The organism is Collimonas sp. OK607 (assembly GCF_900111995.1).
GTDB lineage: Bacteria > Pseudomonadota > Gammaproteobacteria > Burkholderiales > Burkholderiaceae_D > Collimonas.
In genome coordinates this window covers 1-25,575 of record NZ_FOKF01000024.1, presented here as the reverse complement: position 1 = coordinate 25,575, position 25,575 = coordinate 1, and the positions used below count along the sequence as shown (strand labels likewise).

At 55.8% G+C, this 25,575-nt stretch carries 26 protein-coding genes and 1 pseudogene; 16 read left to right on the top strand and 11 right to left on the bottom strand.

All coding sequences use genetic code 11. The features are described from left to right. Positions 1-225: 225 nt before the first annotated feature. From BM029_RS16405 to BM029_RS16375, 7 genes and pseudogenes are all read left to right on the top strand, one after another. Complete coding sequence (locus BM029_RS16405) at positions 226-630, top strand: hypothetical protein (RefSeq protein ID WP_092437807.1); 405 nt, start codon at positions 226-228, stop codon at positions 628-630. 136 nt (positions 631-766) lie between these two features. Next, complete coding sequence (locus BM029_RS16400; RefSeq protein ID WP_092437805.1) at positions 767-2,218, top strand: bifunctional 2-methylcitrate dehydratase/aconitate hydratase; 1,452 nt, start codon at positions 767-769, stop codon at positions 2,216-2,218. A gap of 48 nt (positions 2,219-2,266) precedes the next feature. Continuing rightward, positions 2,267-4,192 (top strand): annotated as a pseudogene (locus tag BM029_RS16395) (propionate--CoA ligase); the annotation flags it as partial. Between the two features lie 84 nt (positions 4,193-4,276). Next, entirely contained in the window at positions 4,277-4,768 is a 492-nt protein-coding gene (locus BM029_RS16390) for an arsinothricin resistance N-acetyltransferase ArsN1 family B (protein ID WP_170851109.1), read from the top strand. After that, positions 4,768-5,682: an RluA family pseudouridine synthase gene (locus BM029_RS16385; RefSeq protein ID WP_092437801.1), complete on the top strand. Its 915-nt coding sequence runs from the start codon at positions 4,768-4,770 to the stop codon at positions 5,680-5,682. Before BM029_RS16390 ends, BM029_RS16385 begins: the two co-directional genes overlap by 1 nt. Before the next feature lie 65 nt (positions 5,683-5,747). Continuing rightward, complete coding sequence (locus BM029_RS16380) at positions 5,748-6,005, top strand: hypothetical protein (RefSeq protein WP_092416032.1); 258 nt, start codon at positions 5,748-5,750, stop codon at positions 6,003-6,005. 6 nt (positions 6,006-6,011) lie between these two features. Further along, the gene (locus tag BM029_RS16375) at positions 6,012-6,650 is read left to right on the top strand and encodes an esterase/lipase family protein (RefSeq protein ID WP_092437799.1); all 639 of its coding nucleotides are present in this window, start codon (positions 6,012-6,014) and stop codon (positions 6,648-6,650) included. Positions 6,651-6,660: 10 nt separating this feature from the next. On the opposite strand, the gene BM029_RS16370 is transcribed toward BM029_RS16375, so the two are convergent. Then, positions 6,661-7,968: an MFS transporter gene (locus BM029_RS16370; RefSeq protein WP_092437797.1), complete on the bottom strand. Its 1,308-nt coding sequence runs from the start codon at positions 7,966-7,968 to the stop codon at positions 6,661-6,663. Continuing rightward, positions 7,965-8,417 carry a MarR family winged helix-turn-helix transcriptional regulator gene (locus BM029_RS16365; protein ID WP_092437795.1) on the bottom strand — a complete coding sequence of 151 codons (453 nt, stop codon included), beginning with the start codon at positions 8,415-8,417 and terminating at the stop codon, positions 7,965-7,967. Before BM029_RS16365 ends, BM029_RS16370 begins: the two co-directional genes overlap by 4 nt. Positions 8,418-8,647: 230 nt before the next feature. Here BM029_RS16365 and xth point away from each other — a divergent pair, with 230 nt between their 5' ends. Then, positions 8,648-9,415 carry an exodeoxyribonuclease III gene (xth, locus tag BM029_RS16360; protein ID WP_092437793.1) on the top strand — a complete coding sequence of 256 codons (768 nt, stop codon included), beginning with the start codon at positions 8,648-8,650 and terminating at the stop codon, positions 9,413-9,415. Positions 9,416-9,625: 210 nt separating this feature from the next. Here xth and BM029_RS16355 read toward each other — a convergent pair whose 3' ends face one another. Then, complete coding sequence (locus BM029_RS16355; RefSeq protein ID WP_092437791.1) at positions 9,626-11,149, bottom strand: leucyl aminopeptidase; 1,524 nt, start codon at positions 11,147-11,149, stop codon at positions 9,626-9,628. 37 nt (positions 11,150-11,186) lie between these two features. Between BM029_RS16355 and lptF the strand changes: the two genes are divergently transcribed. The 3 genes from lptF to BM029_RS16340 are packed head-to-tail and all read left to right on the top strand — an operon-like array spanning position 11,187 to position 13,938. After that, positions 11,187-12,350 carry an LPS export ABC transporter permease LptF gene (gene lptF / locus BM029_RS16350; RefSeq protein ID WP_092437884.1) on the top strand — a complete coding sequence of 388 codons (1,164 nt, stop codon included), beginning with the start codon at positions 11,187-11,189 and terminating at the stop codon, positions 12,348-12,350. Beyond that, a complete protein-coding gene (gene lptG / locus BM029_RS16345; protein ID WP_092437789.1) occupies positions 12,347-13,480 on the top strand; it encodes an LPS export ABC transporter permease LptG in 1,134 nt (377 codons plus the stop codon). Before lptF ends, lptG begins: the two co-directional genes overlap by 4 nt. A gap of 56 nt (positions 13,481-13,536) precedes the next feature. Further along, a complete protein-coding gene (locus BM029_RS16340; RefSeq protein ID WP_092437786.1) occupies positions 13,537-13,938 on the top strand; it encodes a sirohydrochlorin chelatase in 402 nt (133 codons plus the stop codon). On the opposite strand, the gene BM029_RS16335 is transcribed toward BM029_RS16340, so the two are convergent. After that, positions 13,919-14,830 carry a LysR substrate-binding domain-containing protein gene (locus BM029_RS16335; protein ID WP_092437784.1) on the bottom strand — a complete coding sequence of 304 codons (912 nt, stop codon included), beginning with the start codon at positions 14,828-14,830 and terminating at the stop codon, positions 13,919-13,921. The two genes, BM029_RS16340 and BM029_RS16335, sit on opposite strands and share 20 nt — an antisense overlap. A gap of 130 nt (positions 14,831-14,960) precedes the next feature. Here BM029_RS16335 and BM029_RS25935 point away from each other — a divergent pair, with 130 nt between their 5' ends. From BM029_RS25935 to BM029_RS16315, 4 genes are all read left to right on the top strand, one after another. Beyond that, the gene (locus BM029_RS25935; RefSeq protein WP_092437782.1) at positions 14,961-15,188 is read left to right on the top strand and encodes a DUF3563 family protein; all 228 of its coding nucleotides are present in this window, start codon (positions 14,961-14,963) and stop codon (positions 15,186-15,188) included. A 517-nt stretch (positions 15,189-15,705) separates the two neighbouring features. Beyond that, positions 15,706-16,104 carry a hypothetical protein gene (locus tag BM029_RS16325; protein ID WP_092437780.1) on the top strand — a complete coding sequence of 133 codons (399 nt, stop codon included), beginning with the start codon at positions 15,706-15,708 and terminating at the stop codon, positions 16,102-16,104. Between the two features lie 261 nt (positions 16,105-16,365). Continuing rightward, positions 16,366-16,566 carry a hypothetical protein gene (locus BM029_RS16320; protein ID WP_139217265.1) on the top strand — a complete coding sequence of 67 codons (201 nt, stop codon included), beginning with the start codon at positions 16,366-16,368 and terminating at the stop codon, positions 16,564-16,566. A 191-nt stretch (positions 16,567-16,757) separates the two neighbouring features. Beyond that, positions 16,758-16,958, top strand: a complete 201-nt coding sequence (locus BM029_RS16315; RefSeq protein ID WP_092437776.1) for a hypothetical protein — start codon at positions 16,758-16,760, stop codon at positions 16,956-16,958. 22 nt (positions 16,959-16,980) lie between these two features. Here BM029_RS16315 and cobA read toward each other — a convergent pair whose 3' ends face one another. The 7 genes from cobA to BM029_RS16280 all read right to left on the bottom strand — a co-directional run bounded on the left by cobA (position 16,981) and on the right by BM029_RS16280 (position 24,044). Next, positions 16,981-17,787 (bottom strand): uroporphyrinogen-III C-methyltransferase, encoded by an 807-nt coding sequence (cobA, locus tag BM029_RS16310; RefSeq protein WP_092437774.1) that lies wholly within the window; start codon positions 17,785-17,787, stop codon positions 16,981-16,983. 50 nt (positions 17,788-17,837) lie between these two features. Then, positions 17,838-19,184 (bottom strand): sulfate adenylyltransferase subunit 1, encoded by a 1,347-nt coding sequence (locus tag BM029_RS16305; RefSeq protein ID WP_092437772.1) that lies wholly within the window; start codon positions 19,182-19,184, stop codon positions 17,838-17,840. After that, the gene (gene cysD, locus BM029_RS16300; RefSeq protein WP_092416019.1) at positions 19,184-20,119 is read right to left on the bottom strand and encodes a sulfate adenylyltransferase subunit CysD; all 936 of its coding nucleotides are present in this window, start codon (positions 20,117-20,119) and stop codon (positions 19,184-19,186) included. Before cysD ends, BM029_RS16305 begins: the two co-directional genes overlap by 1 nt. Positions 20,120-20,173: 54 nt before the next feature. After that, positions 20,174-20,926, bottom strand: coding sequence for a phosphoadenylyl-sulfate reductase (locus BM029_RS16295; protein ID WP_092437770.1), 753 nt, complete (start codon positions 20,924-20,926; stop codon positions 20,174-20,176). Positions 20,927-20,928: 2 nt separating this feature from the next. Next, the gene (locus BM029_RS16290) at positions 20,929-21,462 is read right to left on the bottom strand and encodes a DUF934 domain-containing protein (RefSeq protein WP_092437768.1); all 534 of its coding nucleotides are present in this window, start codon (positions 21,460-21,462) and stop codon (positions 20,929-20,931) included. Then, positions 21,446-23,143: a nitrite/sulfite reductase gene (locus BM029_RS16285; RefSeq protein WP_092437765.1), complete on the bottom strand. Its 1,698-nt coding sequence runs from the start codon at positions 23,141-23,143 to the stop codon at positions 21,446-21,448. The genes BM029_RS16290 and BM029_RS16285 overlap by 17 nt, the downstream gene beginning before the upstream one ends. 127 nt (positions 23,144-23,270) lie before the next feature. After that, positions 23,271-24,044 (bottom strand): sulfite exporter TauE/SafE family protein, encoded by a 774-nt coding sequence (locus BM029_RS16280; RefSeq protein WP_092437762.1) that lies wholly within the window; start codon positions 24,042-24,044, stop codon positions 23,271-23,273. 232 nt (positions 24,045-24,276) lie between these two features. On the opposite strand from BM029_RS16280, the gene BM029_RS16275 reads away from it, so the two are divergent. Continuing rightward, positions 24,277-25,218 carry a CysB family HTH-type transcriptional regulator gene (locus BM029_RS16275; RefSeq protein ID WP_092416014.1) on the top strand — a complete coding sequence of 314 codons (942 nt, stop codon included), beginning with the start codon at positions 24,277-24,279 and terminating at the stop codon, positions 25,216-25,218. The last annotated feature ends 357 nt before the right edge of the window (positions 25,219-25,575 follow it).

The window sequence follows — 25,575 nt, the reverse complement described above, 5'->3', positions numbered from 1 at the left end:
TCATCTATAAACGAACAAAAGACAGACAATAAGATTATTCGTCTGCGGGTGAATTTTATGGCCCCAGAAGATTTAAAATTTGTCTCGATTGGCAAACGCAAATAACGTCTGTGTGCAAAATGGCAATGCGGACGTTAGGGCGAGCCAACGAAATCCTTCGTTGTTATTAACGACGGGGGCTATGTATACTTATTTGCTTACTTATCGCCTTGAGGCCGGGACAACATGACTGCTTTTAACGTAATGAATTCTTACCGTATTGCTTCAGCTTTAACACTTGCCGCCTTGCTGGCAGCATGCGGTTCCAGCGTACCGCTGGCTAACACCAAGTCGGCAGCAACCGTGCCGAATGCCTTGAACCTTGCGCCTGCGCCCACAGCGAGTTTGGTTACCGGTAATTTTTATTGCGAATTGAGTAACCGGGTTGATGTCGCCAACACCGTCAATGGTGAAACCAAGTTGACATGGAAAGGGCGCAGCTACCCGATGACTCCGGTCAGCACTACCACCGGCGCGGTACGGCTGGAAGATAAAGCCAGCGGCCTCGTGTGGATCCAGATTCCAGCCAAGTCGATGCTGCTCAATTCCAAGCAGGGGCTGCAGCTGGCTAACGAATGCAAGGTGCGCTGAGTCCTTGAGTTTGCGGCGCAGGGGGTTGTGAGAAGAGTATTGTAAGCATTACTTATTGGATTGATCAGATTGATGTAACAGATCCTGATGCAGCAGATGTATTTCTGGCTTCAATTCTCATCTGACAAGGAAAACAATGTCCGCCCACATCTCCAACGTCCGTCCAAAATACGACAAGGTGATAGTCGATATCGTCGATTACGTTACCGGGTACAAGATCACATCCAAGGTCGCCTATGACACCGCACGCAACTGTCTGATCGATACCTTGGGTTGTGGCCTGGAAGCGTTAGAGTACCCGGCCTGTAAAAAGCTGATGGGGCCGATCGTTCCCGGCACAATGGTGCCAAACGGCGCCAAAGTGCCGGGAACGCAATTCCAGCTCGACCCGATCCAGGCCGCGTTCAATATCGGCGCCATGATTCGCTGGCTGGATTTCAACGATACCTGGCTTGCAGCCGAATGGGGTCACCCATCCGACAACCTGGGCGGCATTCTGGCCACCGCCGACTGGCTCTCGCGCAACGCCATCGCCGCCGGCAAGAAGCCGTTGAAGATGAAAGACGTTCTGACCGCCATGATCAAGGCGCACGAAATCCAGGGCTGTATCGCGCTCGAAAACTCCTTCAACAAGGTCGGCCTGGATCACGTCGTACTGGTCAAGGTGGCTTCGACGGCGGTGGTAGCGGAGATGATGGGCCTGACAGGCGAAGAAATCCTCAACGCGGTGTCGCTGGCATGGGTCGACGGCCAGTCGCTGCGCACCTATCGCCATGCACCGAATACCGGTTCGCGCAAATCCTGGGCTGCCGGCGATGCTACTTCGCGCGCGGTGCGCCTGGCCTTGATCGCCAAGACTGGCGAAATGGGTTATCCGTCGGTGCTGACTGCCGAGACCTGGGGTTTTTACGATGTGCTGTTCAAAGGCCAGCCGTTCAAGTTCCAGCGCAAGTACGCATCGTATGTCATGGAAAACGTGCTGTTCAAGATTTCCTTCCCGGCCGAGTTCCACGCGCAAACCGCAGTCGAAGCCGCCATGACTTTGCATGCGGCGTTGGCCAAGGCAGGCAAGCGGGTGGATGACATCAGGCAGATTACGATCCGCACCCACGAAGCCTGCATCCGCATCATCGACAAGAAAGGTCCGCTGAACAATCCGGCCGACCGCGACCACTGCATCCAGTACATGGTCGCGGTGCCGTTGATTTTCGGCCGTCTGACCGCTGGCGACTATGAAGACAAGATCGCATCGGACAAACGTATTGACGCCTTGCGCGACAAGATCGTTTGTGTCGAAGACAAGGCATTCACTAAGGATTACCACGATCCGAAGAAACGTTCGATTGCCAATGCCTTGACGGTTGAATTCAAAGATGGCAAGAAGCTCAAGGAAATCGTGGTCGAATATCCGATCGGCCATGCGCGTCGCCGCAAGGATGGCATCCCGCTGCTGGAAGCCAAGTTCAAGATCAACCTGGCGCGTCAGTTATCGCTCAAGCAGCAACAGAAAATCCTGGAGATTTCGCTTGATCAGAAGAAACTGGAGGACATGGCGGTCAACGAGTATGTCGATCTGTATGTGATATAACAATTGCGTCACGTGTAACCTTATAAAAATACGTGGGAAAAATACCCACCCGACGATTCTTTCAAGAAGCGAGGAGACAGCATGAGTTTCGCCACCTTTTACCAGCGCTCGATCACCGATCCATCGACATTCTGGACCGAGCAAGCCAGGCGGATCGATTGGCACCATCCGTTCTCGCAGGTACTCGACGACAGCCGGCCGCCGTTTGCCAAATGGTTTGTCGACGGCACCACCAACCTGTGCCACAACGCGGTAGATCGCTGGGTGGCGACGCGTGGCGACCAGCCCGCCCTGATTGCGATTTCGACCGAGACGAATACTGAAAAAACCTATTCCTTTCGCGAGTTGCAGGCGGAAGTCAATCGCACTGCAGCCATCATGCAAGCGCTAGGAGTGGGCCGCGGCGATCGTGTCCTGATCTACATGCCGATGATTGCCGAGGCGACGTTTGCGATGCTGGCTTGCGCCCGCATCGGCGCCATTCACTCAGTGGTGTTCGGCGGCTTTGCCTCGAGCAGCCTGGCGAGCCGGATTGACGATGCAACGCCGAAGTTGATCATCTCCGCCGACGCCGGTTCACGCGGCGGCAAAGTGATTGCTTACAAGGGTTTGCTGGACGAGGCGATCAAGCTGGCGCAACACAAGCCGGCGCACGTGTTGCTGGTTGATCGCGGCCTGGCGCCAATGGAAGTGGTGGCGGGGCGGGATGTCGATTATGCGGAGCAACGTCAACGTCATATCGACGCCAAGGTGCCGGTAGCATGGCTGGAATCGAACGAAGCATCCTATATCCTGTACACCTCCGGCACCACCGGCAAGCCCAAGGGCGTGCAGCGCGATGTCGGTGGTTACGCGGTGGCGCTGGCCATCTCCATGGACACCATCTTTTGCAGCAAGCCGGGCGGCACATTTTTCTGTACCTCCGATATCGGCTGGGTGGTCGGCCATTCCTACATCGTGTACGGGCCTTTGATCGCGGGCATGGCGACGGTGCTGTATGAAGGTCTTCCGATCCGCCCTGACGGCGGCGTCTGGTGGAGTATCGTCGAGAAGTACAAGGTAACGCGAATGTTCTCGGCGCCAACTGCGATCCGGGTGTTGAAAAAGCAACCGCCAGAGCTGATGCAGAAATACGATCTGTCGTCCCTGCAGGCGTTATACCTGGCCGGAGAGCCGCTGGACGAAACTACTTCCAGCTGGATTTCCGCGGCCCTTGGCGTACCCGTCGTCGACAACTATTGGCAAACCGAATCCGGCTGGCCGATCATGACGATCGCCAAGAACATCGAAAACAAACCGAGCAAATTAGGCAGCCCTGGTGTGCCAATGTATGGCTACAAAGTACAACTGCTGAACGAGACCACCGGCGAGTTATGCGGCGCCAATGAAAAGGGCGTGGTCGTGATCGAATGGCCATTACCGCCGGGCTGCATGCAAACCATCTATGGCGACGACCAGCGTTGTGTCGATACTTATTGGGCGACGCATTTGCCCGACTCCAAACGCCCGGTTTATTCGACCTTCGACTGGGGCATCCGCGATGACGATGGTTACTACTTCATTCTCGGACGCACTGACGATGTCATCAATGTCGCGGGTCATCGGCTTGGCACGCGCGAAATAGAAGAAAGTATTTCCAGCCACCCGAACGTGTCGGAAGTGGCCGTGGTCGGCGTCGAAGACAAGCTGAAAGGGCAGGTGGCCTTGGCCTTTGTGATTCCCAAGGTTGCCGACAATACGGCGCCGGGGCGGGCCGCGCTGGAGGCGGAAATCATGCGTGTGGTCGACAAGCAGATCGGCAGCCTCGGCCGGCCGGCGCGGGTGTATGTGGTTGGCCTGCTGCCGAAAACCCGTTCCGGCAAACTGCTGCGCCGTTCCATCCAGGCGATCTGCGAGGGACGCGATCCGGGAGATTTGACGACCATAGAAGATCCGTCTTCCTTGCAGCAGATCAAGGATGCCTTGCGCGCCTGATGTTGTCTATTTGACGGCTACAGTCAGGCATGGGCGATTGCACGGTATGATTGTGCATTCGCCCATGTAACCTGACATATTGCCATGACCCACATCATTCGCCCGGCAACCATTGCCGATGCAGCCGCCATTTGCGACGTCTACAATCCTTATATCCTCGATACCGTCATCAGTTTTGAAACCGAAACGGTGACGCCCGAGCAAATGGGGCATCGCATCCTCGATATAACGTCCCAATTCCCTTGGCTGGTATGCGTCGAGGATGGGAAAGTTCTCGGCTATGCCTATGCCACCAAATGGCGCGCGCGCGCGGCTTACCAGCATGCCGTCGAGACTTCTGTATATTTGTCGCCCGCAGCGGGTGGCAAGGGATTCGGTAGTGCGCTGTATCGCGCCTTGATCGCCGAATTAAAGAAATTGCCGGTGCATGTGGTGATCGGCGGTATCGCGTTACCAAATGCTGCCAGCGTCGCGCTGCACGAAAAAATGGGTTTTGAAAAAGTGGCGCACTTTGCGCAGGTCGGTAAAAAATTCGAACGCTGGATCGATGTCGGCTATTGGCAACGGGTGTTGTGATGGCGCAGTCGTCGCCGCTGCCAGCGCGGTTACCAGCGCCGTTACCAGTTATCGATGGCGTAGCGCCAAGCTATCTGTGGCTGCCGGTTGGCGAATGGCCGAATCTGCTGGCATTTCTGATACAGCGCTTCCCCGCTATTGATAGCGCTACCTGGGTAGCCCGTATGGCGCGCGGCGAGGTGGTCGACGGCAATGGCTTGTGTTTGATGCCGGATAGTCCTTACCGGCGTGGCATGTGTATTTTCTATTATCGCGAGCCGCCGGCCGAGACGCCGATTCCGTTTGAAGAAACCATCTTGTACCGTGATGAGCGGATACTGGTGGCTGACAAGCCGCATTTCCTGCCGATGATTCCGAGCGGGCGTTTTCTGCACGAGACTTTGCTGGTACGACTTAAGAAAAAAACCGGCCTGGCAGATTTGACGCCGATACACCGCCTGGATAGGGAAACTGCCGGCGTAGTGCTTTTTTCCCACGACATCGGCAGCCGCGGCGCTTACCAGTCGTTGTTCCAGCAACGTCTGGTCGACAAGACTTATGAGGCGTTGGCGCCGACCGCGCCGGATCTGGTATTGCCGCTGGTGTATCGCAGTCGCATGGTGGAAGGCACGCCGTTTTTCCGCATGCAGGAAGTGGCAGGCGAGCCGAATTCGGAGACGCGCATCGAACTGATCGAGCGGTGCGAGACATGCAGCTTGTACCGCCTGCGCCCGCTGACCGGCAAGAAACATCAACTGCGCGTACATTTGGCAGCATTGGGGATACCGATTATCAACGATACCTTTTATCCCGACGTATATCCCTGCAAAGGCGACGATCTGTCGACGCCCTTGAAGTTGCTGGCGCGCGAAATTGCTTTCGTCGATCCGCTGGACGGGCGGCCGCGGCGCTTCACAAGTCAGCGCGAACTGTAACGAAATTGAAGATTGTTGGAACAGATGACAAAGATGATAAAGATCAGGAATATCAGGAGAGCGCAATGAGATCAACCCGAGCCACAGCGGCGGTAGAACGTCTCAATGCCCGTAGCACCGATGTCCGGTACTCGATGGTAAGGACCGCAGAGGAATTGTTTTACCTGACGCAGAACGCCGGTTTCGATGCGCCGATCCGCTTGAGCGAGGCGCTGGAGCTGGATGATTTTGTCAGGTTCGTCAATGCTTATGGCCCGCAAAAGCCGAAGCGCGTCAGCAAACTCGACGTTGCGTTTGAAAAGCAGTTGCAAAAGAAAGAGTAATGCGCAATGGACGGCCGCCGGCCCGATAGTGCAACCGTACACGCCATCCTGGTGCATGGCATGGGGCGCACGCCGGTATCTATGCTGTTGCTCGCCAAACGCCTGCGCGCGGCGGGAATCACCACCCATCTGTTCGCTTATTCGGCTGCGTTTGAACGCTGGCTACCTTGCGTCGAACGGCTGCGTAAATTCGTCACGGCCCGAGTCGGCGACCAACGCTTCATCATCATTGGCCATTCGCTTGGTTGCGTGCTGACACGTGCCGTATTGCCGCACCTGGCGCGGGCGCCCGAGCTAGGCGTGTTCCTGGCGCCGCCGACCATGGCTTCCAGCTATGCGATCAAACTGGCGCAATGGCGTTTGTTCCGGTTGCTGACAGGTGAAATGGGGCAGTTGCTGGCACGCCAGGACTTCATGGATAGCTTGCCGGTTCCGGATATTCCGTTGCGCGTGTATGCAGGTATCAAAGGTCCGCGCGGCAGCTGGATGCCGTTCGGCGACGAGCCGAACGATGGCATCCTGTCGGTAAAAGAAGTGCAACTGGGCACGATACCGGTGCAGCTGCTGCCGACTATTCATACCGTCATCATGAATTCACGTCAGGTGGCCAACGAAATCGTGGCCACTGTGAATTCACGCGCGTAGCCATTAGCGGTTAGCGGCTCAACACCGGGCTTGCAGGGATCAGATCGCCGCCGGCGTGATGGCCTTTGATACGCAGCACCATTACCGCAGCCACGATGCAAGCCGCGCCCATCAGCACCGACGACAGGGTATAGCTGCCCAGGCTGTTACGCAGCGAGCCAGCCAGCATGGTGGCGCTGGCAGCGCCGAGTTGGTGGCCGGCGACGATCCAGCCAAACACGATAGGCGCAGCCAGGCGGCCGAATACATCATTAGCCAAACGCACCGTGGGTGGTACCGTTGCGATCCAGTCCAATCCATAAAACAAGGCGAATACCGGCAATCCGAAATAGCTGAGGCCGAACGCATGCGGTAGAAAAATCAAGGCCACGCCGCGCAAACCGTAATACCAGAACAGCAGCACACGCGGGCTGTAACGGTCCGACAGCCAGCCGGACATGGTAGTACCGACCAGATCCAGCATGCCCATGGCGGCCAGGATGCTGGCGCCGCCGACAGCCGTAATGCCGTAGTCGCCGCACATGGCGATGAAATGCGAACCGATGTAGCCATTGGTACTCATGCCGCAAATGAAGAAGCTGAAGAACAGCAGCCAGAAATCGCGGATCTTGACCGCTTTGCCCAAAGCCTGGAATGCGATCGTCAATGGGTTTTTAGATTTGCTGGCGGTGTCTGGCGGCAGTTCTTCAAACTGGCCGTAGCGTTTCATGCCGATATCTTGCGGACGTTCCGGCAAAAAAATCGCCACCAGCGGGATCGCCAAAGCCGCTACGCTGGCCACCAGCATAGCCACCGAACGCCAGCCGTAATGCTCGACCATGTAGGCCATCAACGGCAGGAACACCATCTGGCCGGTGGCGGAGCTGGCGGTCAGCAAGCCCATCGCCAGGCCGCGGCGGGTTTCAAACCAGCGGCTGACGATAGTCGCCGCCAACGTGTTGGCGGCGACGCCGCTACCGGCTCCCACCAGAATGCCCCAGGCCAGCACCATATGCCACGGCATCGTCATGAAGGTGCTGATAAATGTGCCGACCGCCAGCAACACCAGCGCACCCAGCACGATCGGGCGGATACCGTAGCGCTGCATGGCGGCCGCCGAAAATGGTCCGATCAAGCCATACAGCGCGATATTGACAGAGATGACGAAGGAGATGGTAGTGACGCTCCAGCCGAATTCATGTTCCAGCGGCAGGATCATGACCGATGGCGTGGCGCGGATGCCGGCAGCGGCCAGCAGCACCAGGAAAGTGATGCCGACGATGATCCACACGTAGCTGAAACGTGTGCGCGACATGATGGTTTGTATGGTCCGGTTCATAAAATGGCGTTTTCGTTTTGTTCAAATTTTGCGTTTGCGTCATCGACCAGATTCATCAAGGCTTGATGTGTCTGGTCACCCAATATCATATTGATTACGTCTTGTGCTTTACGCCAGTTAGGCATGGATTGCTGCCACTTGTGCTGCCCATCGGTGCTCAGCCTGACGCCGAATGAGCGCTTGTCTGTCAGCATTTCCAGCGGCAGGTCGACCGTCTCTATCCATCCCGCGCTAATCAAGGGCTTGAGAGTACGGCTCATCGTGCTGCGGTCCATGCCCATGTTGTTAGCCAGCGGAATCACGCCGATAGGGCCGTATTTACCGATCCGGGCCAGCAAGGAATACTGGCTGATGGTGAGCTCGTCGGCGGCAAGGTAATGATCGTAGATATTCGTCATCTTGCGGGTCAGCTGCCGCAGCGTCGAGCAGCTGCATTGACTATTCGTCATGTAATTTCCTGCTTGTCTATAAATTAATGCATATGCATCCATGTATATGCATACTATAGATAACATTCAGCGGATGTCAACTGGCTTGTTGTAATTTGATCTGGGGATCTAACGGATTCCAACGGGGGAAATCGCAGCCGCTTGGTGTAAAGTGCGAAGGTGGAAAGAAATCAGCAATGCCCCATCAACTTGAGGCAGCATAAATACCCTATTTAGTGAAGAAATCGAATATGCAGAAAATAGCGACATGGAACGTCAACTCCCTCAAGGTGCGCTTGCCGCAAGTGCTGCAATGGCTCACCGATAACCCGGTAGACGTATTGGCCTTGCAGGAAACCAAGCTGACCGACGACAAATTCCCGGTGGCCGAAATCGAGGCGGCTGGTTATCACGTGGCGTTCAGCGGCCAGAAAACCTATAACGGGGTGGCCCTCCTGTCGCGCCATCCGATCACCGATGTCGTCAAGAACAACCCGCGCTATGAAGACCTGCAGCAACGGATCATCGCCGCCACCATCGACGGCATGCGGATTGTCTGCGCCTATATTCCGAACGGCCAGGCGCCTGATACGGAGAAGTATCAATACAAGTTGGCGTGGCTGGACGCCTTGCACGACTGGTTGCAGGACGAGTGCAGGCAGCATCCGAAACTGGCCTTGATGGGCGATTACAATATCGCGCCGGAAGATCGCGATGTTCATGATCCCGCTGCATGGGTCGGGCAGAACCTGGTGTCGCCGCCTGAGCGCGCCGCATTTGTCCGCTTGCAGGCCTTGGGACTGACTGATGCATTCCGCATGTTTGAACAGCCGGAAAAATTGTTCAGCTGGTGGGATTACCGGCAGATGGGATTCCGCCTGAACCGCGGCATGCGGATCGACCATATCCTGCTGTCACCACCGTTGGCAGCGCGGTGCAGCGCTTGCGTGATCGACAAAGTGCCGCGCAAATGGGAGCAGCCGTCGGATCATGCGCCGGTCATAGCTACGTTAGATTAAACGCTGGGCGGCATATGCGAGGTCCGCGTGGGCACAAATGCGTGCCCACCCTACATGAAAAAAAGGTGCCTCACGGATTACCGATAAACAACGATAAAAACAAGAAAGAAGTAGGGTGGGCACGCATTTGTGCCCACGCCGTGACCGCGACATGAAAAAGGGCTGTTGGCGCATATACGCCAACAGCCCTTTTTTTTACTATCTGACCGATTACTTGGCTGCAGCAGCGCGGTTTATCAGGAAGGTGGTCAGCAAAGCCACCGGCCGTCCGGTTGCGCCCTTGGCTGCGCCGCTCTTCCATGCCGTACCGGCGATGTCCAGATGGGCCCAGGTGTATTTCTTGGTGTAACGCTCCAGGAAACAGGCTGCGGTAATGCTGCCGCCGGCAGGGCCGCCGATATTCGCCATGTCGGCAAAATTCGACTTCAGCTGCTCTTGGTAGCTATCTTCGATAGGCATGCGCCATGCGGTATCGCCGGTCGCCTTGCCGGCGCTGAGCAACTCGTTCGCCAGCGCATCATGCGCGCTGTCGTGACGGGTGAACAGTCCGGAGTTGTGGTGGCCGAGCGAAGTCACGCAAGCACCGGTCAGTGTCGCGATATCGACCACGGCAGCCGGTTTGAAGCGCTCGACGTAGGTCAGTGCATCGCACAGCACCAGGCGGCCTTCGGCATCGGTGTTCAAAACCTCGATGGTCAGGCCCGACATGGAGGTGACGATGTCGCCAGGTTTGGTGGCGGTGCCGGATGGCATGTTCTCGGTGGCAGGGATGACGCCGATCACATTCAATTTCAGCTTCAGTTCAGCGATGGCCCGCATTGTGCCCAGCACCGAACCGGCGCCGCACATGTCGTATTTCATCTCATCCATGCCGGAGCCGCCCTTGAGCGAGATGCCGCCGGTGTCAAAGGTGATGCCCTTGCCGACCAGTACCGTCGGCGCATCTTTGGCTTTGCCGCCCAGATGCTTGATGATGATGAACTTCGGCGCTTCGCCGCCGCCGCGTGCAACCGACAGGAAACTGCCCATCTTCAAGGCTTCCAGCTGTTTGCGGTCGAGTACTTCGACCGTCAGCTTGAATTCCTTGGCCAGCTTCTTGGCGGTGTTAGCCAGGTAAGTCGGGGTGCAGACGTTGCCGGGCAGGTTGCCAAGCTCCTTGGTCAGGTCGATGCCGTTGGCCAGCGCCAGGCCTTGCGCGACAGCTTCCTTGGCAACCGCGGCTTGGGCGGTAGCGACCAGGAAGGCGATCTTCCTGACGCCGGATAATGTTGTCTCTTTCTTACTTTTCAGAGTGTCCGAGCGGTAGCTGTTCTCGCGCAGCACCAGGATGCTGTTACGAATGGCCCACGCCAGGTCGCGTTCCGGGGTTTGCTTGGCGATGCCGTCGAACGGCAATGCCAGCAAGGCGTCGTTGCCGCCCAGGGTCGACAGCACGCGTGCCACGCACAAGGCTGCCATCGACATGACCTTGTCGCTCAGCTCGCCATCCGTGCCGAGACCGATCAACAGGACGCGCTCAGCGGCGACGCCTGCGACCTTGCGCAGCAACAGGGTGGAGCCTGGTTTACCGGAAATATCGCCGGACTTCAGTGCAGCAGTGATTTCACCAGATTTGTCAAGAGCTTGCGCTTGTGGCGAAAGTTTCTTGTTTTCATAGATCCCGACTGCGATACAGCCAGCTTTCAGAGAGGCAATTGAGGTTTTTGCGTCATTGGTTTTTATGCTAAAGTCCATCACTTACTCCTTTTTTGATCCGCAATTATATTCCCCAATGATCTTTCAGCGCGCACTCCGACGCGAATTAATTAGCACCGCCGGTGCAGTTTTTACTACGCTCTTCACAATTATCATCACGGTGATGCTGATCAAGATTCTGGGACAAGCAGCCGGAGGACAGATTGCGTCGCAGGACGTGGTCGCGCTGATCGGTTTCCAATCCTTGAACTACATGCCGATCCTGCTGATCCTGACCGGCTATATCTCGGTGCTGCTAGTGGTTACGCGCAGCTATCAAGACTCGGAAATGGTGGTCTGGTTTGCTTCCGGCCTGAGCCTGGTGCGCTGGATCCGGCCGGTATTGTTGTTCGGCCTGCCCATCATCGCCCTGACTGCCGTCCTGAGTTTTGTGGCGACCCCGTGGGCCAACAGCCAGAGCGCGCAATACCGTGAACGTTTCGAGAAGCGTGAAGATATCTCCCGGGTTTCGCCCGGCAAGTTTCAAGAGTCGGCGGCTGCTAACCGGGTCTTCTTCGTGGAAGGGTTTTCCGGCGACAGCAGCAAGGTGAAAAATGTCTTCGTGAATACCCAGCAAGACGGCAAGAACAGTATCGTGGTGGCGCAGGAAGGCAATATCGAACTGGATAAAAATGGTGATAAATTTTTGATTTTGTCGAAAGGGCGCCGTTATGACGTCCTCTCCAGCCAGAACGAATTCCGGGTCATGGAGTTCGAGCGTTACGGTGTGCTGGTGGCCAGTAATTCACAAGCGGTGAATGGCGATAAATCAGCACGTGCATTGCCGACGGCAGATTTATTAAAAGATCGCAACGGCTTCAATATGGGTGAGTTGCTATGGCGCTTGTCGCTGCCGTTCATGGCGTTGTGCCTGATGTTGCTGGCGATACCGCTCAGCTTTGTGAATCCGCGGGTGGGGCGTTCGGCCAGCTTGCTGATTGCACTGTTGCTGTTCATTACCTATAGCAACGTGACCAATATCTTCCAGGCCGCAGTAGTGCAAAACCGTATGTCGTTCGGATTTGCCTGGTGGCCGATGCATCTGGTGGCACTGATCATCATCTGCTTGCTGTTCCTGTGGCGCCTGAACGTTAATAGCCGCTGCCATCCTCTGGTGATGTGGTCTGCGGTCAAGCACGCGCGCCTGCTTAAAGACAAGAATTCGAACAAGAATTCGAACAAAAATACGGCGGCAACATGAAGGTCCTGCAGCGTTACTTTACTTCCGAGATTGTTCGTTCCGTCTTGTTCACGCTGGCGGCGTTTCTGGCGCTGTTCGCATTCTTCGACTTGATGAACGAATTGCCGTCAGTCGGTCGCGGCGGCTATAAATTGCAGCACGCTTTCCTGTTCGTCTTGCTGGGCATGCCGGGCTATGCCTATGAACTGATGCCGATTGCGGCGTTGATCGGCACCATCTACACCTTGTCGCAATTCGCTGCGCGGTCCGAATTCACGATCATGCGTGTCTCCAGCATGTCGACCATGATGACCGCCAAGATTCTGCTCAAGATCGGCCTGCTGTTTGTGGTGGCGACGGTATTGATCGGCGAATTTGTTTCACCTAAAAGCGCGGAATTTGCCGAGAAGGTGAAGTTGCAATCCAAGGGTTCTTCGATTTCACAGAAATTCAAGACCGGCTTGTGGAGCAAGGATGTGATACGGACCGACGGCACCAGCGGCGATATCGTCGGCTCGCGCTTTATCAATATCGGCGAGATCCGCCCGGACGGCCAGCTGGTCGGCGTCAAACTGTATGAATTTGACCGCAACCTGCACATGACGGCGCAGATTCAGGCCGGCAAGGCTGAATATCAGGGCAAGCATGTCTGGCGCATGGATGATGTGGAGCAAACCGATTTCGTCAACGGTACGTCGACAGCAGATATTACCGGTTCGATCGGCATCAAGAAATTCCCGACCAAAGACCTGGTTTCGGAAATTACGCCGGAGATCCTGTCGGTACTGTTTGCCGACCCGGACCATATGTCGGCATACAATTTATGGGCTTATTCCCGGCATCTGGCGGAGAACAACCAGCACTCCGAGCGCTACGATATCGCGTTCTGGAAAAAATTGGTGTATCCCTTGTCGGTACTCGTGATGATGGCACTGGCCTTGCCGTTTGCCTATCTGCATTTCCGTACCGGTGGCGTGAGCCTGAAGATATTTACCGGTATCATGATCGGTGTCAGCTTTCAATTGGTCAACACGCTGTTTTCGCATCTCGGCTTACTCAATACCTGGCCACCTTTTTTCACGGCTGCCTTGCCGAGTACCATCTTCCTGTTGATTGCCATCGGCGCGTTGTGGAAGATTGAGCGGCAGTAATTAAACCGCACTAGAGGTGGTACCGCGTCACGTTTTGTTTGGAGATCGGGTCGTTCATGTCTCAGTCTGCACCTCAGTCTATACAGCGCCAGGCCCTTATCCTCTTCGCTCACGGCGCCCGTGATCCGAACTGGGCGGCGCCGTTCGTGTCTCTGCAACAGCTGATCCAGCAGCAGCGCCCGCAGTTGCTGGTCAGGCTGGCTTTCCTTGAACTGATGCAACCGGATTTGCCGCAACTGTTGCAGCAACTGGTTGCCGACGGTGTCAACGAAGTTAGCGTGGTGCCGGTGTTTCTGGGGCAGGGCGGGCATGTACGGCGTGATCTGCCGGCACTGATAACCCAGGCTCGGCAACAATATCCGCAACTGGCAATCACGGTGGCGCAGGCGGTTGGCGAACAGCCGGACGTGCAGAATGCCATCGCTGAATATTGTATTTCTACTTTGCCGCCGCGATAATGCTGGTGGATGTCTGCTTTCCCTTCAACTGCAGCCACGCGATAAAGTCTGTTAGTGCCGGATCCTGGTGACTTGGGCGGTACAACAAATGAAACCCTTTGTCTCGCAGCAGCAAGTCTGGAAACAGTGGCGCCAAGCTGCCGTGCGCGAGGTCTTCCTCGATCATGGCCAGCGATCCCAATGCCACCCCGAGATCGGTGAGCGCCGCTTGTAAACTCAAGAAAAAATGTTCATAGATCTGGCCCGATAGCTGGCCTTTTACCGGCACGCCAGCTTCACTAAACCAACGCGTCCAGCTTTCCGAGCGGGTCGAAAGATGCAGCAAGGAAGCTTGCAGCAGATCGTCCGGCGTCTTGCACGGGTGCTGCTGCAGATAACGCGGCGACGCCACCGGTGTCAACACATCGTCCAGGAACCGTACGCACTCATACTCGGCGCGATGCATCGGGCTGCGCCGTATCAGCACATCGAAAGGCTCCTTGAGAGCATCCACTGCAACGGTCGACGTCGTGACGCGAATCTCAACCCGCGGATGTTCTATCTGAAACGACGACAAACGCGGAATCAGCCAGCGCATCGCCATCGACGGTGTGCAGCTGACACGGATGATGCGCACCTTGCCGGTATTGAGCAGCTGTTCGGCCGCCAGAGAGATGCGGTCGAGGCCGGCTTTGACGTCGGCAAAAAACACCCGCGCTGCCGCAGTCGGTTCGACCCCGCGCTGCCCTCTGACAAACAAGGTCTGGTCGAAGTGCTGTTCCAGCAATTTGATTTGCTGGCTTACCGCGCTGTGCGTCAGGTGTAGCTCCGCCGCCGCCAGCGTCAGGCTGCCGGTGCGTACCACGGCTTCGAATACGCGTAGCGGCTTGAGGGGAGGTAAGCGTGTTTTCATGTTAAAAAAACTTATATTTCAAATAGATAATGTCGTTTCAGGAAAAGCCCGTATCCATCTATTCTACAGTCATGGCAAAGAGATAGCGGCCGGTAGAACTAATTTATCCATTCATCGATTGAGGTTTGGCATGGCATTTTCCAACAAATTTTCTAATATCAACGCACGGATTCTTCCAGGCTTATCGTGGCTGCAACGGGTGCTGGCAAGCAGCCGGACCGGGACGCCGGATGCCGAGCAGGCTTATCTTGCAGCAGCCCTGGATCATCAGGATCTGGAGCGGCGTTTGCGGGTGCTGGATTGCCGGCACGGGTCGGTGTTGCATACATTGCGCGTAATGAAGATCTGTTCTTACTGATGCCATTTTATGCGCGCCGGCGGCTGTTGTTATGCAGGTCGATAATGCATGTTTTGTCTCGAAAGTAAAGGGTTTTTACTTGACAGAGTAGCTAGATAGAAATATAATCCTTAGCATTGCATCACTTGGAGGTCCATATTTTGGACAGTTGTTCTAGTAGTACACGTGGATGGGTCCTCAGCCCGGCACATAGCGCATAATCTTTAGCAGACCTCCCTCCGCTACAGCTTGTGCTTATATGCGAGCTGTAGTATCTCGCTAAGATCGTCGCGGCAATATCAGCGCGACAAAATTATCGCGGCAAATATCATTTCTGGTGTCGATTCACGTATCGATTCAGATAAGCGCCGCAGCGATACTCCCATCCGTTTTTTGCAAGACCGTTTTCGTACTGCCATTCGGCGGGTTGCGTACGGCTGTGTTTCTGTCTCGGGTTTCTGCTCGAGCCGGTTCTCCGCTGTAGCAAACCGTCTGGTAACCCACGTTAACGGAAATTGGAAGTGGGAAGGAAATCGCCATGCCATTCAATAAAGTGCGTGCCTTTTTTAACAAGTATCGTTTTGCCGCGACCAAAGATAGTCACGAGACAGCTTTGCCGTATCGTATCGTGACCACCTGCCGTACCTCGGAAGTGGCCAAACTCGAAGAACTGATGCGTCAGCTGTTGTCCGCCTATGACGTAACTTATCAAGGCAGCGAGCCAGCGGTGCAGGCGCACCTGACCAGTATTACGGTTGAAGTGATGTGTTCGGTGCGTGAACGTGGAGGACTGGTGCAATTGGTCACCCGCGTGGCACGGGAAGTCAGTGTCCGTAGCGTGCAGTGGGAAAGTATCCCTCAGCGTTCGGCGCGCTCTGCCCAAGCCAGGTCTGCATCTGCGTCTTCTGCCGCGCACGCTACGGCGCTGCCGGCATAACCAGGAGTAAGTGAAATGGACTGTTCCAGTTGTCCGATATCGCTATGTCGGACCAATAAATCAGCAGCAAAAAATAGTAAAGCAGTTGTGTACCTGCGGTTGTCTGACCCCATCTAGCTAGCCTCACTTTTCCGGTGTCGATTAGCCAGGCTGGACAGCTTGCAATCGACTGGCGGAATGTCTTCGTCGCTGTCGTCTACACCACCGCTTTACATGTTGACACTGTTTCCCGTAAAGGAAGCACCGCATGAAAAAGGTGAAATGATGAGCATCAAAAAATTACTCGGTATCGCACCGGCCAACCGCAACGGCGGCAACGCCGGTAACTGGACTTTCGGCTGGACGCCAAGCCAGGCATCGGCGCTTTCAGGCAAGGCGAAATCAAACAATGTTAAGCGTGAATCCGCTCAGGGAAATCGTCAGGTCGGTGTGTATGGCGTCCTGGCTATACGTAGCAGGTAAGTGGTAAGTGGCAGCGGACGTTGAACGCGCTCCGCTAACCATGGTGTAGAGGTTTCCTTGTTGCCGTTTTTTATGGCGGCGGGAAACCTGTTATTTGAATCAGATATGAATGCGATAGTTTCACGGTTTTACACATCGACGATTTTCAGACGATGTGTGGTGGCGCTAATGTCGCAGGTAAGGAGTAAGTAATGAAATTGAAATTGAAATTGAAATTGAATTGGGAATTTTTGAATAAGAGAGTTGCAGTATTTTTTGTGTTGACCGTGGTTGCCGTCGGCCTGGTCAGCTGGATCAATGTTCTGTCACCAGAGGATCGTCCGGATGAATCCGGACGGATCCTGCAGAAAGCGCTGGCGTCGCAAGGGCAAGCCAAGTCAATCGTGCGCTAAGCACACTGCGCGTCGACTCTGGTCAGGCCGCGTTTTGGCTGCTCTGCTGTTGCAGCTGTTGTTGTTGTTGGTCGATTTCAACTGACTGTCGCGCACGACTGGCCAACGCCTCGCCTATCATCACCAGCACCGGGCCTTCGCATTGCTGCAAGCCGGACTCAAGTTCATCAAGACGCAGGCGCAGGATACGCTGGTCGTCGCGGCTGCAGTTCTCCACTACCACCACCGGCGTTGAAGCGGTACGCCCCTGTGCCAGTAATCGCTGTGCAGTAGCCGCTGCTTCGCGCCCACCCATGTATTGCACCAGTGTGTCGCAATTGGGGATATTGACCTGATCCGATTCGCCGGGTGCTGTACTTGAGGTAAAGAAGGCAACGCTGCGTGCCACCCCGCGTTTGGTCAGCGGCTGCCGGGACGTCGCCGCGGCAGCCAATGCAGCGCTGATGCCTGGCACCACTTCTACCTCGATGCCATGCTTTTCCAGCGCCCGTAATTCTTCATCGGCACGGCCGAACAACATCGGATCGCCACCCTTCAGGCGCACCACCAAGGCGTATTTACGGGCATTGTCGACCAGTTGCTTGTTGATGAATTGCTGTGCGGTGGAAAGTTTTCCGCAACGTTTTCCGACGGCGATTTTCAAGGCTTGCGGGCACAGTGCAAGCATCTCTTCAGTTACCAGGGCGTCATGCAAGACTACATCGGCTTGCGCCAGCAATCTGGCGCCGCGCACGGTAATCAGGTCGGCCGCGCCTGGGCCGGCGCCGATCAGGTAGACCTTGCCATAGGTGCCGGCGCTTGTCTGGTTGCTGGAGTGAGTAGCTTGCATGGCTTGCCTGTCCAATCTATCGCTGTCAGTCGTTATCAGTCGAGGCCGGGTTATAGCCGAATCATGCCGGCGGCCACGGTCTGGTGCGTTACTTCGTCGATCAGGATAAACGCACCGGTAGCACGGATCGCATCGTACGAATCGGCAGCGATGGCTTGCTGCAGATTGAGCGATACGCGGGCGATGTCGTTCAGCTTGAGCGACTCGGCCGGACGCCGTTCCTGGGTATTGATATCGAGCAGCGTATCCACCTTCGTGATGCGCGCCGCGACTTGTTTGGTGCTGTGCTTCATCCAGTATTTGCGGCGCAGGTCGAGCGTGTCTTCCGACAGCCAGCAAATATCGGCACTGAGAGTTTTCAGCAACGCCGGCGCACGGTCGACGGAAGTCAGCATGTCACCGCGTGAGATGTCCAGGTATTCGTCAAGCAGCAAGGTAACCGATTGTCCAACCACGGCCGATTCCAGCGAGCCTTCGAGCACCAGGATGTCTTTGACGGTAGCGCTCTGGCCGCTAGGTTGCACCACCAGCTTGTCGCCCTTGTGGACTTTACCGGCTTCGATGCGGCCCATGTAGCCGCGGAAATCATTCGCTTCGTGACCGTTGTGACGCGCCACCAACTGTACCGGGAAGCGGAACGGCTCGTCATGCGATTCGTCGTAGACGCTGAGCGATTCCAGCAGCTCGATCAAAGTCGGACCCTGATTCCACGGCATGTTATCGCCTGGCACAACCACGTTGTCGCCAGCCAGTGCCGACAGTGGGATCGGGCGCACGTCGCGCAAACCGAGTTGATGGGCAAATTCCTGATAAGCGGCGACGATACGGTCGTAGACAGTCTGGTCGTAATTCACCAGATCCATCTTGTTGACGGCGACGATCACGTGCTCGATCTGCAGCAGGTGGGCAATCGTCGAATGGCGTTTGGTCTGGGTCAGCAGTTCAACGCTACCGTCATCGCCGAGCTTCACTTTGGAAACGTCGATCAGGATGATGACCGCATCCGCGGTAGAGGCGCCAGTCACCATGTTGCGCGTGTATTGTTCGTGACCCGGGGTGTCGGCGATGATGAATTTGCGCTTCGGCGTGGCGAAATAGCGATAGGCGACGTCAATCGTGATGCCTTGTTCGCGTTCTGCCTCCAGGCCGTCGGTCAGCAACGACAGATCGATGGTGTCGCCCACTGTACGTTTGTGCTTGGCGCGCGAGATGGAATCCAGCTGGTCGGCAAAAATGCCCTTGCTGTCAAACAGCAGGCGGCCGATCAGCGTGCTCTTTCCGTCATCCACCGAACCTGCGGTAATGAAACGCAACAGGCCACGTTCCAGCGGTACGTGGCTAGTGCCCGCGCTGGTGGATACAGTAGCTTCAACAGTATTGGTTACAACGGCGTTCATCAGAAATATCCTTCTTTTTTGCGTTTTTCCATTGATGCTTCGGAGGTCTGGTCATCCATCCGGGTAGCGCCGCGTTCGGTGATCTGGGTCACTGCGGTTTCAGCGATGATGGCTTCGACCGTCGCCGCATCGGATGCCACCGGGCAGGTGCAGGAAATGTCGCCGACGGTGCGGAAGCGGACTTCGCGCATCTCCACCACTTCGCCTTCTCTTGCCGGCGTCAGGTCGGTCAGCGGCACCAGCAGGCCGTTGCGCGGGATCACCTGGCGTTGATGGGCAAAATAGATCGGCGGCAGTTCCAGCTTTTCGCGGGCGATGTATTGCCAGATATCCAGTTCGGTCCAGTTCGAAATCGGAAATACCCGCATGTTTTCGCCCGGATGAACGCGGGTGTTGTACAGGTCCCAGAGCTCGGGGCGCTGTGCTTTCGGGTTCCATTGGCCAAATTCGTCGCGGAAAGAAAAAATGCGTTCCTTGGCGCGTGCCTTTTCTTCGTCGCGCCGGGCGCCGCCGATGCAGGCATCGAACTTGTGCTCGGCAATCGTTTCCAGCAGAGTCACCGCTTGTGCCGCATTGCGTGAATCGGTTTGCGGATTGCGCAGGCGCACTGTGCCGCGTTTGATCGAATCTTCCACCGAACCGACGATCAGGCGCTCACCCAGTTCAGCCACGCGCTTGTCGCGGAAAGTGATGACTTCTGCAAAGTTGTGGCCGGTGTCGATATGGACCAGCGGGAAAGGGAATTTGCCAGGGCGGAAAGCTTTTTCTGCAATCCGCAACAGGACAACAGAGTCTTTGCCGCCCGAGAACAGCAGCGCAGGATTGCTGCACTCGGCCGCCACTTCACGCATGATGTGGATCGCTTCCGATTCCAGCCAGTCCAGATGGCGGTTGGCGGCTTTATCCAGGAAAAAATTTTCAACAACTGTGTTCATATCGAGTCTTGTCCGGGTCTGGTTTATTCAACGATTCTTCAACGATGCGATGCTTCAGGCGTTCTGCTGTGGTTCTGCTGCGACCGATTTGATGCGGATCAGCTTGCCGTCGACCACATGCAAGCCGCATTCTTTCGAATCCGGATTTTCCCACCACCAGCGGCCGGCGCGTACGTCTTCGCCAGGCTGGATGGCGCGAGTGCAAGGTTCGCAGCCGATCGACGGATAGCCTTTGTCGTGCAGCGGGTTGTACGGCACATCATTGCTGCGGATGTATTGCCAGACGTCGTCCTCCGACCAGTCGGCCAGCGGATTGAATTTGGCCATGCCGTGCGCTTCATCGTGTTCCTGCACATGCAGTTCAGCACGTGTCTGCGACTGCGCGCGGCGCTGGCCGGTAATCCATGCTTTATTGCCGGCGAGGGCGCGGTTCAGCGGCTCGATCTTGCGAATCCGACAGCATTCCTTGCGCATCTCTACGCTGTCGTAAAACGCGTTCAAGCCGTTCTGTTCGACATAGGCTGCGACAGCTTCAGGTTGCGGCCGATACGGCTTGACGTCGTAATCGTAGGTTTCCTTGATACGGTCCAGCATGCCCAGCGTTTCAGCATGCAAGCGTCCGGTTTCCAGCGTGAAGATGGAAATCCCGCCTTGCAGTTGACCGCGCAGGATCAGATCGGTCAGCACCATGTCTTCGGCCGCCAGGCTGGAAGCAAATACCGCTGGCGTATATTCGGCGGCGATTTTTTCCAGGGTTGCCTTGGTGGCGGCGATCAGGTCAGGCAGTGATGTGGTTGGGCTGCTCATGATTAATCCTGGGTGACTGCCTGACGTTGCACGCGGCGGAACAGCGGCGTCTTCTCGTCCCACGAAGTCTGGTATTTTTCCGAGAAATCGGTCAGGCCTTTGAGGGCGTCGTTGATGTCCTTGTCGGCTCGTACGGCAAAGGCATCGAAACCTACGCGCTGCATATAAAACAACTGATCGCGCAAGACGTCGCCGATGGCGCGCAATTCGCCGTTGTAGCCCAACCGGGTGCGCAGGTTGTAAGCGATCGAATAACCGCGGCCGTCGGTGAATTTAGGAAAATCTACCCCGATCACGGCGAAATGCGCCAGATCTTCTTTCACACTATCCGCCGGCGCATCGCTGCTGAGCCATACGCCGATTTCAGCACGATCCTGCAATTGCGCGCGCTGGGCTTGCCAGACGCTGAACGGCACAATCACTTTACCGGCAGGGATGCTGACGCTGTCGGCGCTTTCGCCTTCGTTCAGGCGCAGTACGCTCCATTCGTCGGCGATGACTTCGCGATTCTTGATGATATTAATAGACACAGGCATCCTCTCCATGGGTGTGACCCGTCGGGATCGGGCTGGCGTAGACAAATTCCTTGAACGGCGCAACGCCCAGGCGTTGTACGGTATCGATAAACAGTTCGTCTTCGTGGCGTTGCTGTACATAGACATCCAACAGACGCTCGATCACGACAGGCATTTGCTGCGCCGAGAACGACGGTCCGATGATCTTGCCGATGCTGGTGTTGTTGCCTTGCGCGCCGCCGATGGAAACCTGATACCACTCGGAACCGTCTTTGTCGACGCCGAGGATGCCGATATTGCCGACGTGATGATGACCGCAGGCGTTGATGCAGCCCGAGATATTCAGTTCGATCTCGCCAATGTCATGCTGGAAATCGAGATTGTCGAATTTTTCGGCGATGGCTTGCGCAATCGGGATCGACTTGGCATTCGCCAGCGAGCAGAAATCGCCGCCAGGGCAGCAGATGATGTCGGTCAGCAGGCCGATATTCGGCGTTGCCAGGCCATGCGTCTTGACTTCCTGCCATACCGTGAACAAGTCGCTTAGCTTGACGTCAGCCAGCACCAGGTTTTGCTCATGCGTGATGCGTACTTCGCCGAAGCTGTACTGGTCGGCCAGGTCGGCGACGAAATCCAGCTGGGCGGCGGTGATGTCGCCAGGTGGCACGCCGGTTTTCTTGACCGACAGGATCACTGCAGCATAGCCGCTTACTTTGTGTGCCTTGACGTTGCGTAGCAGCCAGTTGGCGAAAGCCTTGTTTTCGGCCTTGTGTGCTTCGAATCCGGCATCGCTGGCTGGCAAGGTTTCATACGGCGGCGGCACGAAATACTGGGCGATCCGCTGCAATTCTTCTACAGTCAGTGTCGCCGGGCCATCCTTGATGTCAGCCCATTCGGCTTCCACCTGGCGAGCGAATTCTTCCGCACCAAGTGCTTTCACCAGAATCTTGATACGCGCCTTGTACTTGTTGTCGCGGCGGCCGTGCTGGTTGTAGACGCGCAGGATCGCTTCCAGATACGTCAACGCGTGCTGCCATGGCAGGAATTCGCGGATCACGCTACCGATGATTGGCGTACGGCCCATGCCGCCGCCAACCAGGAAACGGAAGCCGACTTCGCCTTCGGCGTTCTTGACAACATGCAGGCCGATGTCATGCACCGCAGTCGCGGCACGGTCTTGTTCGGAACCGCTGATGGCGATCTTGAATTTGCGCGGCAGGAATGCGAATTCAGGATGAAAGGTGCTCCATTCTCGGATGATTTCAGCGTAAGGGCGCGGATCGATAATCTCGTCCGCAGCAACGCCGGCCAGTTCATCCGAAGTAGTGTTGCGGATGCAATTGCCGGAAGTCTGGATAGCATGCATTTCTACTGTCGCCAGTTCCGCCAGGATGTCCGGCGACTGTTCCAGGTTGATCCAGTTGAACTGGATGTTCTGGCGCGTCGTGAAGTGGCCATAGCCGCGATCGTAGGTGCGGGCGATATGGGCGAACATGCGCACTTGCGGCGTGGACAACATGCCGTAAGGCACCGCGATGCGCAGCATGTAGGCATGACGCTGCATGTAAAGGCCGTTTTGCAGGCGCAATGGCAGGAATTCTTCTTCAGTCAGTTCATCCGACAAACGGCGGCGCACCTGGTCGCGGTATTGGGCGACCCGTTCCTTGACTATCAGGTGATCGTATTGATCGTAGCGATACATCTTCGTCTTCCTTATGGGTTGTGGCCAGCGTTGTCACCTAACAATGTGATCACTCAACTCGCCACGCCTTGCTTCGAAACAGGTATTGGGCTGCTACAGCTACTACCAGCCCCGTATTAAATCAATCTTAGTAAATCAACTTTACGGCAACGCTGGTCAAGGTCAAGGCCAACAATGCACGCAGAAATTTTTCCGGGACGGCCCGCGCCGCCAGCGAACCGATAGTGATGCCTGGTACCGAGCCGAGCAGCAACGCGCCCAGCAAATTCCAGTCTATCGATCCCAGCCACCAGTGGCCGAGAGCGGCAATCGCCGTCAGCGGTACGGCGTAGGCAATGTCGGTGCCGGCAACTTCTGCCGGCGACAGGCGAGGATACAGCAGTACCAGGATGGTGGCGCCAACCGCGCCGGCGCCGATCGACGATATGGTGACCAGAATGCCAAGAATCAGCCCTGCCACGATGGTCGCTGCGGCCAATTTCTTGCCGTGAAGATGTTTTTCCGGATGGGCATTCAACCAATGCTGGAGTTTGCTTTTAAACAGCAGTGCGACCACCGTCAGCAATACCGAAACGGCTATCGAGTAACGGATGACCTGGCCGATTTCGGCGCTGATGCCACCCAGGTATTTGAGTATCAGGGCGGTAGCGACGGCTGCCGGCAACGCGCCCAGCGAGAGCAATTTGACGATATCCCAACGCACGGTGCCGCGCGAACGGTGAGCTACGGTACCGGCGACCTTGGTCACCGACGCAAACGCGAGGTCGGTACCAACAGCAACGCTGGGATGGATGCCGAACAGCAGGGTCAGCAAAGGCGTCATCAGCGAGCCGCCGCCGACACCAGTCAATCCCACCAATAATCCGACGGCAAAACCGCTCACTACATAAGAAACAGTCATATCACCTCGTACGAAACACCTCGAATCGTAATAAACTTCACATATATCTCCAACTACAGACTATTTATTTGCTTATATGCGTATTTGATATATGTAAATACGGCAAATATGTTTGTTTTGGCCGAGGCTGCATTATGTCGTTGTTTTTTAGTAATATGCCGGAGTGGTATTTTTGTTAATTATCCGGCCGTGCTGAACAGATTCTTATTTAAAGAAAAACCAAGGAAAATCCATGAATCTCCATCAGTTCCGTTTTGTCCGTGAGGCGGTGCGCCAGAATTACAACCTGACCGAGGCGGCCAAGGCGCTGTATACATCACAGCCGGGCGTCTCCAAGGCGATTATCGAGCTGGAGGAAGAACTGGGTGTTGATATTTTTACACGCCACGGAAAACGTATCCGCGGATTGACGGAGCCGGGGCGGGCGGTATTGAAATCGGTCGAACTGATCATGCAGGAAATCGATGGCCTGAAGCGTATCGGCAACGAATACGCGGCCCATGACAGTGGTAGCTTCACGATTGCCACCACGCACACGCAGGCGCGTTATGCGCTGCCTAAGGTGGTGCAGGCATTTACTTTGAAGTTTCCTAAGGTTCGCTTGTCTTTATTGCAGGGTAATCCGAGGCAGGTTGCCGATATGGTGCGTAATGACCAGGCCGATCTGGCGTTGGCGACTGAGGCTATTGTCAACGCCGACGGGCTGGTGACCTTGCCTTGTTATCAGTGGGAGCATGTGGTGGTGGTGCCGCCGGATCATCCGCTGTTGCAGTCGAAGGCGATCACGCTGGAAGAAATCGCTGCATTTCCGTTGATTACTTACGATAGTGCGTTTACCGGCCGGACCAAGATCGATCATGCGTTTTCTTTGCGTAACTTGAAACCGGATGTGTTGCTGGAGGCGATCGACGCTGATGTCATCAAGACTTATGTCGAGTTGGGGATGGGGGTGGGAATTATTGCTGGCATGGCGTTTGATGCGGAGCGGGATGTCGGTTTGCGTTCGATTCCGGTCGGGCATCTGTTTGGGACTAATATCTCGCGGGCGGCGGTTAAGCAGGGGGCTTATCTGCGCAGTTATGTGTATACCTTCATCGAGTTGCTGGCGCCGACCATGAATCGGAAATTGATTGAACAGGTGATGAGTGGTGAGAAGGATATGTATGAGTTGTAGTTCAAACGTTTGCTACTCCGTGGATGCATGCCGGGGGTAGCCCGGCGGCTACTCACTTTTATATGGACGCCTCCTATTTGCCAAGGTTTTTTGTGTACTGCCAAACAGATAAGGATGCAGTTTTATATCCGGCCTTGTTGCAGACTGAACTCTGCTGGCCTTGATGGAATCCGCTGGCCCACACCTAATTTCTTTGACGAGCTCTTGGCTCTAAAGTGAGTTCAGGTTTCGTGAGCCCCGGTCTGACCTGTTTACCATCGCACTCAATTACCTTGCGCAACCTTTCAACGTACTCATGTTGTAAAACTAATCAACTGCTGCTACGTAGCGCTCTATTCATGCAGCCTTGGTGCTGAC

Coding starts and splice junctions, on each gene's coding strand:
- BM029_RS16405 (WP_092437807.1), top strand. CDS start 226: ATGACTGCTTTTAACGTAATGAATTCTTACCGTATTGCTTCAGCTTTA.
- BM029_RS16400 (WP_092437805.1), top strand. CDS start 767: ATGTCCGCCCACATCTCCAACGTCCGTCCAAAATACGACAAGGTGATA.
- BM029_RS16390 (WP_170851109.1), top strand. CDS start 4,277: ATGACCCACATCATTCGCCCGGCAACCATTGCCGATGCAGCCGCCATT.
- BM029_RS16385 (WP_092437801.1), top strand. CDS start 4,768: ATGGCGCAGTCGTCGCCGCTGCCAGCGCGGTTACCAGCGCCGTTACCA.
- BM029_RS16380 (WP_092416032.1), top strand. CDS start 5,748: ATGAGATCAACCCGAGCCACAGCGGCGGTAGAACGTCTCAATGCCCGT.
- BM029_RS16375 (WP_092437799.1), top strand. CDS start 6,012: ATGGACGGCCGCCGGCCCGATAGTGCAACCGTACACGCCATCCTGGTG.
- BM029_RS16370 (WP_092437797.1), bottom strand. CDS start 7,968: ATGAACCGGACCATACAAACCATCATGTCGCGCACACGTTTCAGCTAC.
- BM029_RS16365 (WP_092437795.1), bottom strand. CDS start 8,417: ATGACGAATAGTCAATGCAGCTGCTCGACGCTGCGGCAGCTGACCCGC.
- xth (WP_092437793.1), top strand. CDS start 8,648: ATGCAGAAAATAGCGACATGGAACGTCAACTCCCTCAAGGTGCGCTTG.
- BM029_RS16355 (WP_092437791.1), bottom strand. CDS start 11,149: ATGGACTTTAGCATAAAAACCAATGACGCAAAAACCTCAATTGCCTCT.
- lptF (WP_092437884.1), top strand. CDS start 11,187: ATGATCTTTCAGCGCGCACTCCGACGCGAATTAATTAGCACCGCCGGT.
- lptG (WP_092437789.1), top strand. CDS start 12,347: ATGAAGGTCCTGCAGCGTTACTTTACTTCCGAGATTGTTCGTTCCGTC.
- BM029_RS16340 (WP_092437786.1), top strand. CDS start 13,537: ATGTCTCAGTCTGCACCTCAGTCTATACAGCGCCAGGCCCTTATCCTC.
- BM029_RS16335 (WP_092437784.1), bottom strand. CDS start 14,830: ATGAAAACACGCTTACCTCCCCTCAAGCCGCTACGCGTATTCGAAGCC.
- BM029_RS25935 (WP_092437782.1), top strand. CDS start 14,961: ATGGCATTTTCCAACAAATTTTCTAATATCAACGCACGGATTCTTCCA.
- BM029_RS16325 (WP_092437780.1), top strand. CDS start 15,706: ATGCCATTCAATAAAGTGCGTGCCTTTTTTAACAAGTATCGTTTTGCC.
- BM029_RS16320 (WP_139217265.1), top strand. CDS start 16,366: ATGATGAGCATCAAAAAATTACTCGGTATCGCACCGGCCAACCGCAAC.
- BM029_RS16315 (WP_092437776.1), top strand. CDS start 16,758: ATGAAATTGAAATTGAAATTGAAATTGAATTGGGAATTTTTGAATAAG.
- cobA (WP_092437774.1), bottom strand. CDS start 17,787: ATGCAAGCTACTCACTCCAGCAACCAGACAAGCGCCGGCACCTATGGC.
- BM029_RS16305 (WP_092437772.1), bottom strand. CDS start 19,184: ATGAACGCCGTTGTAACCAATACTGTTGAAGCTACTGTATCCACCAGC.
- cysD (WP_092416019.1), bottom strand. CDS start 20,119: ATGAACACAGTTGTTGAAAATTTTTTCCTGGATAAAGCCGCCAACCGC.
- BM029_RS16295 (WP_092437770.1), bottom strand. CDS start 20,926: ATGAGCAGCCCAACCACATCACTGCCTGACCTGATCGCCGCCACCAAG.
- BM029_RS16290 (WP_092437768.1), bottom strand. CDS start 21,462: ATGCCTGTGTCTATTAATATCATCAAGAATCGCGAAGTCATCGCCGAC.
- BM029_RS16285 (WP_092437765.1), bottom strand. CDS start 23,143: ATGTATCGCTACGATCAATACGATCACCTGATAGTCAAGGAACGGGTC.
- BM029_RS16280 (WP_092437762.1), bottom strand. CDS start 24,044: ATGACTGTTTCTTATGTAGTGAGCGGTTTTGCCGTCGGATTATTGGTG.
- BM029_RS16275 (WP_092416014.1), top strand. CDS start 24,277: ATGAATCTCCATCAGTTCCGTTTTGTCCGTGAGGCGGTGCGCCAGAAT.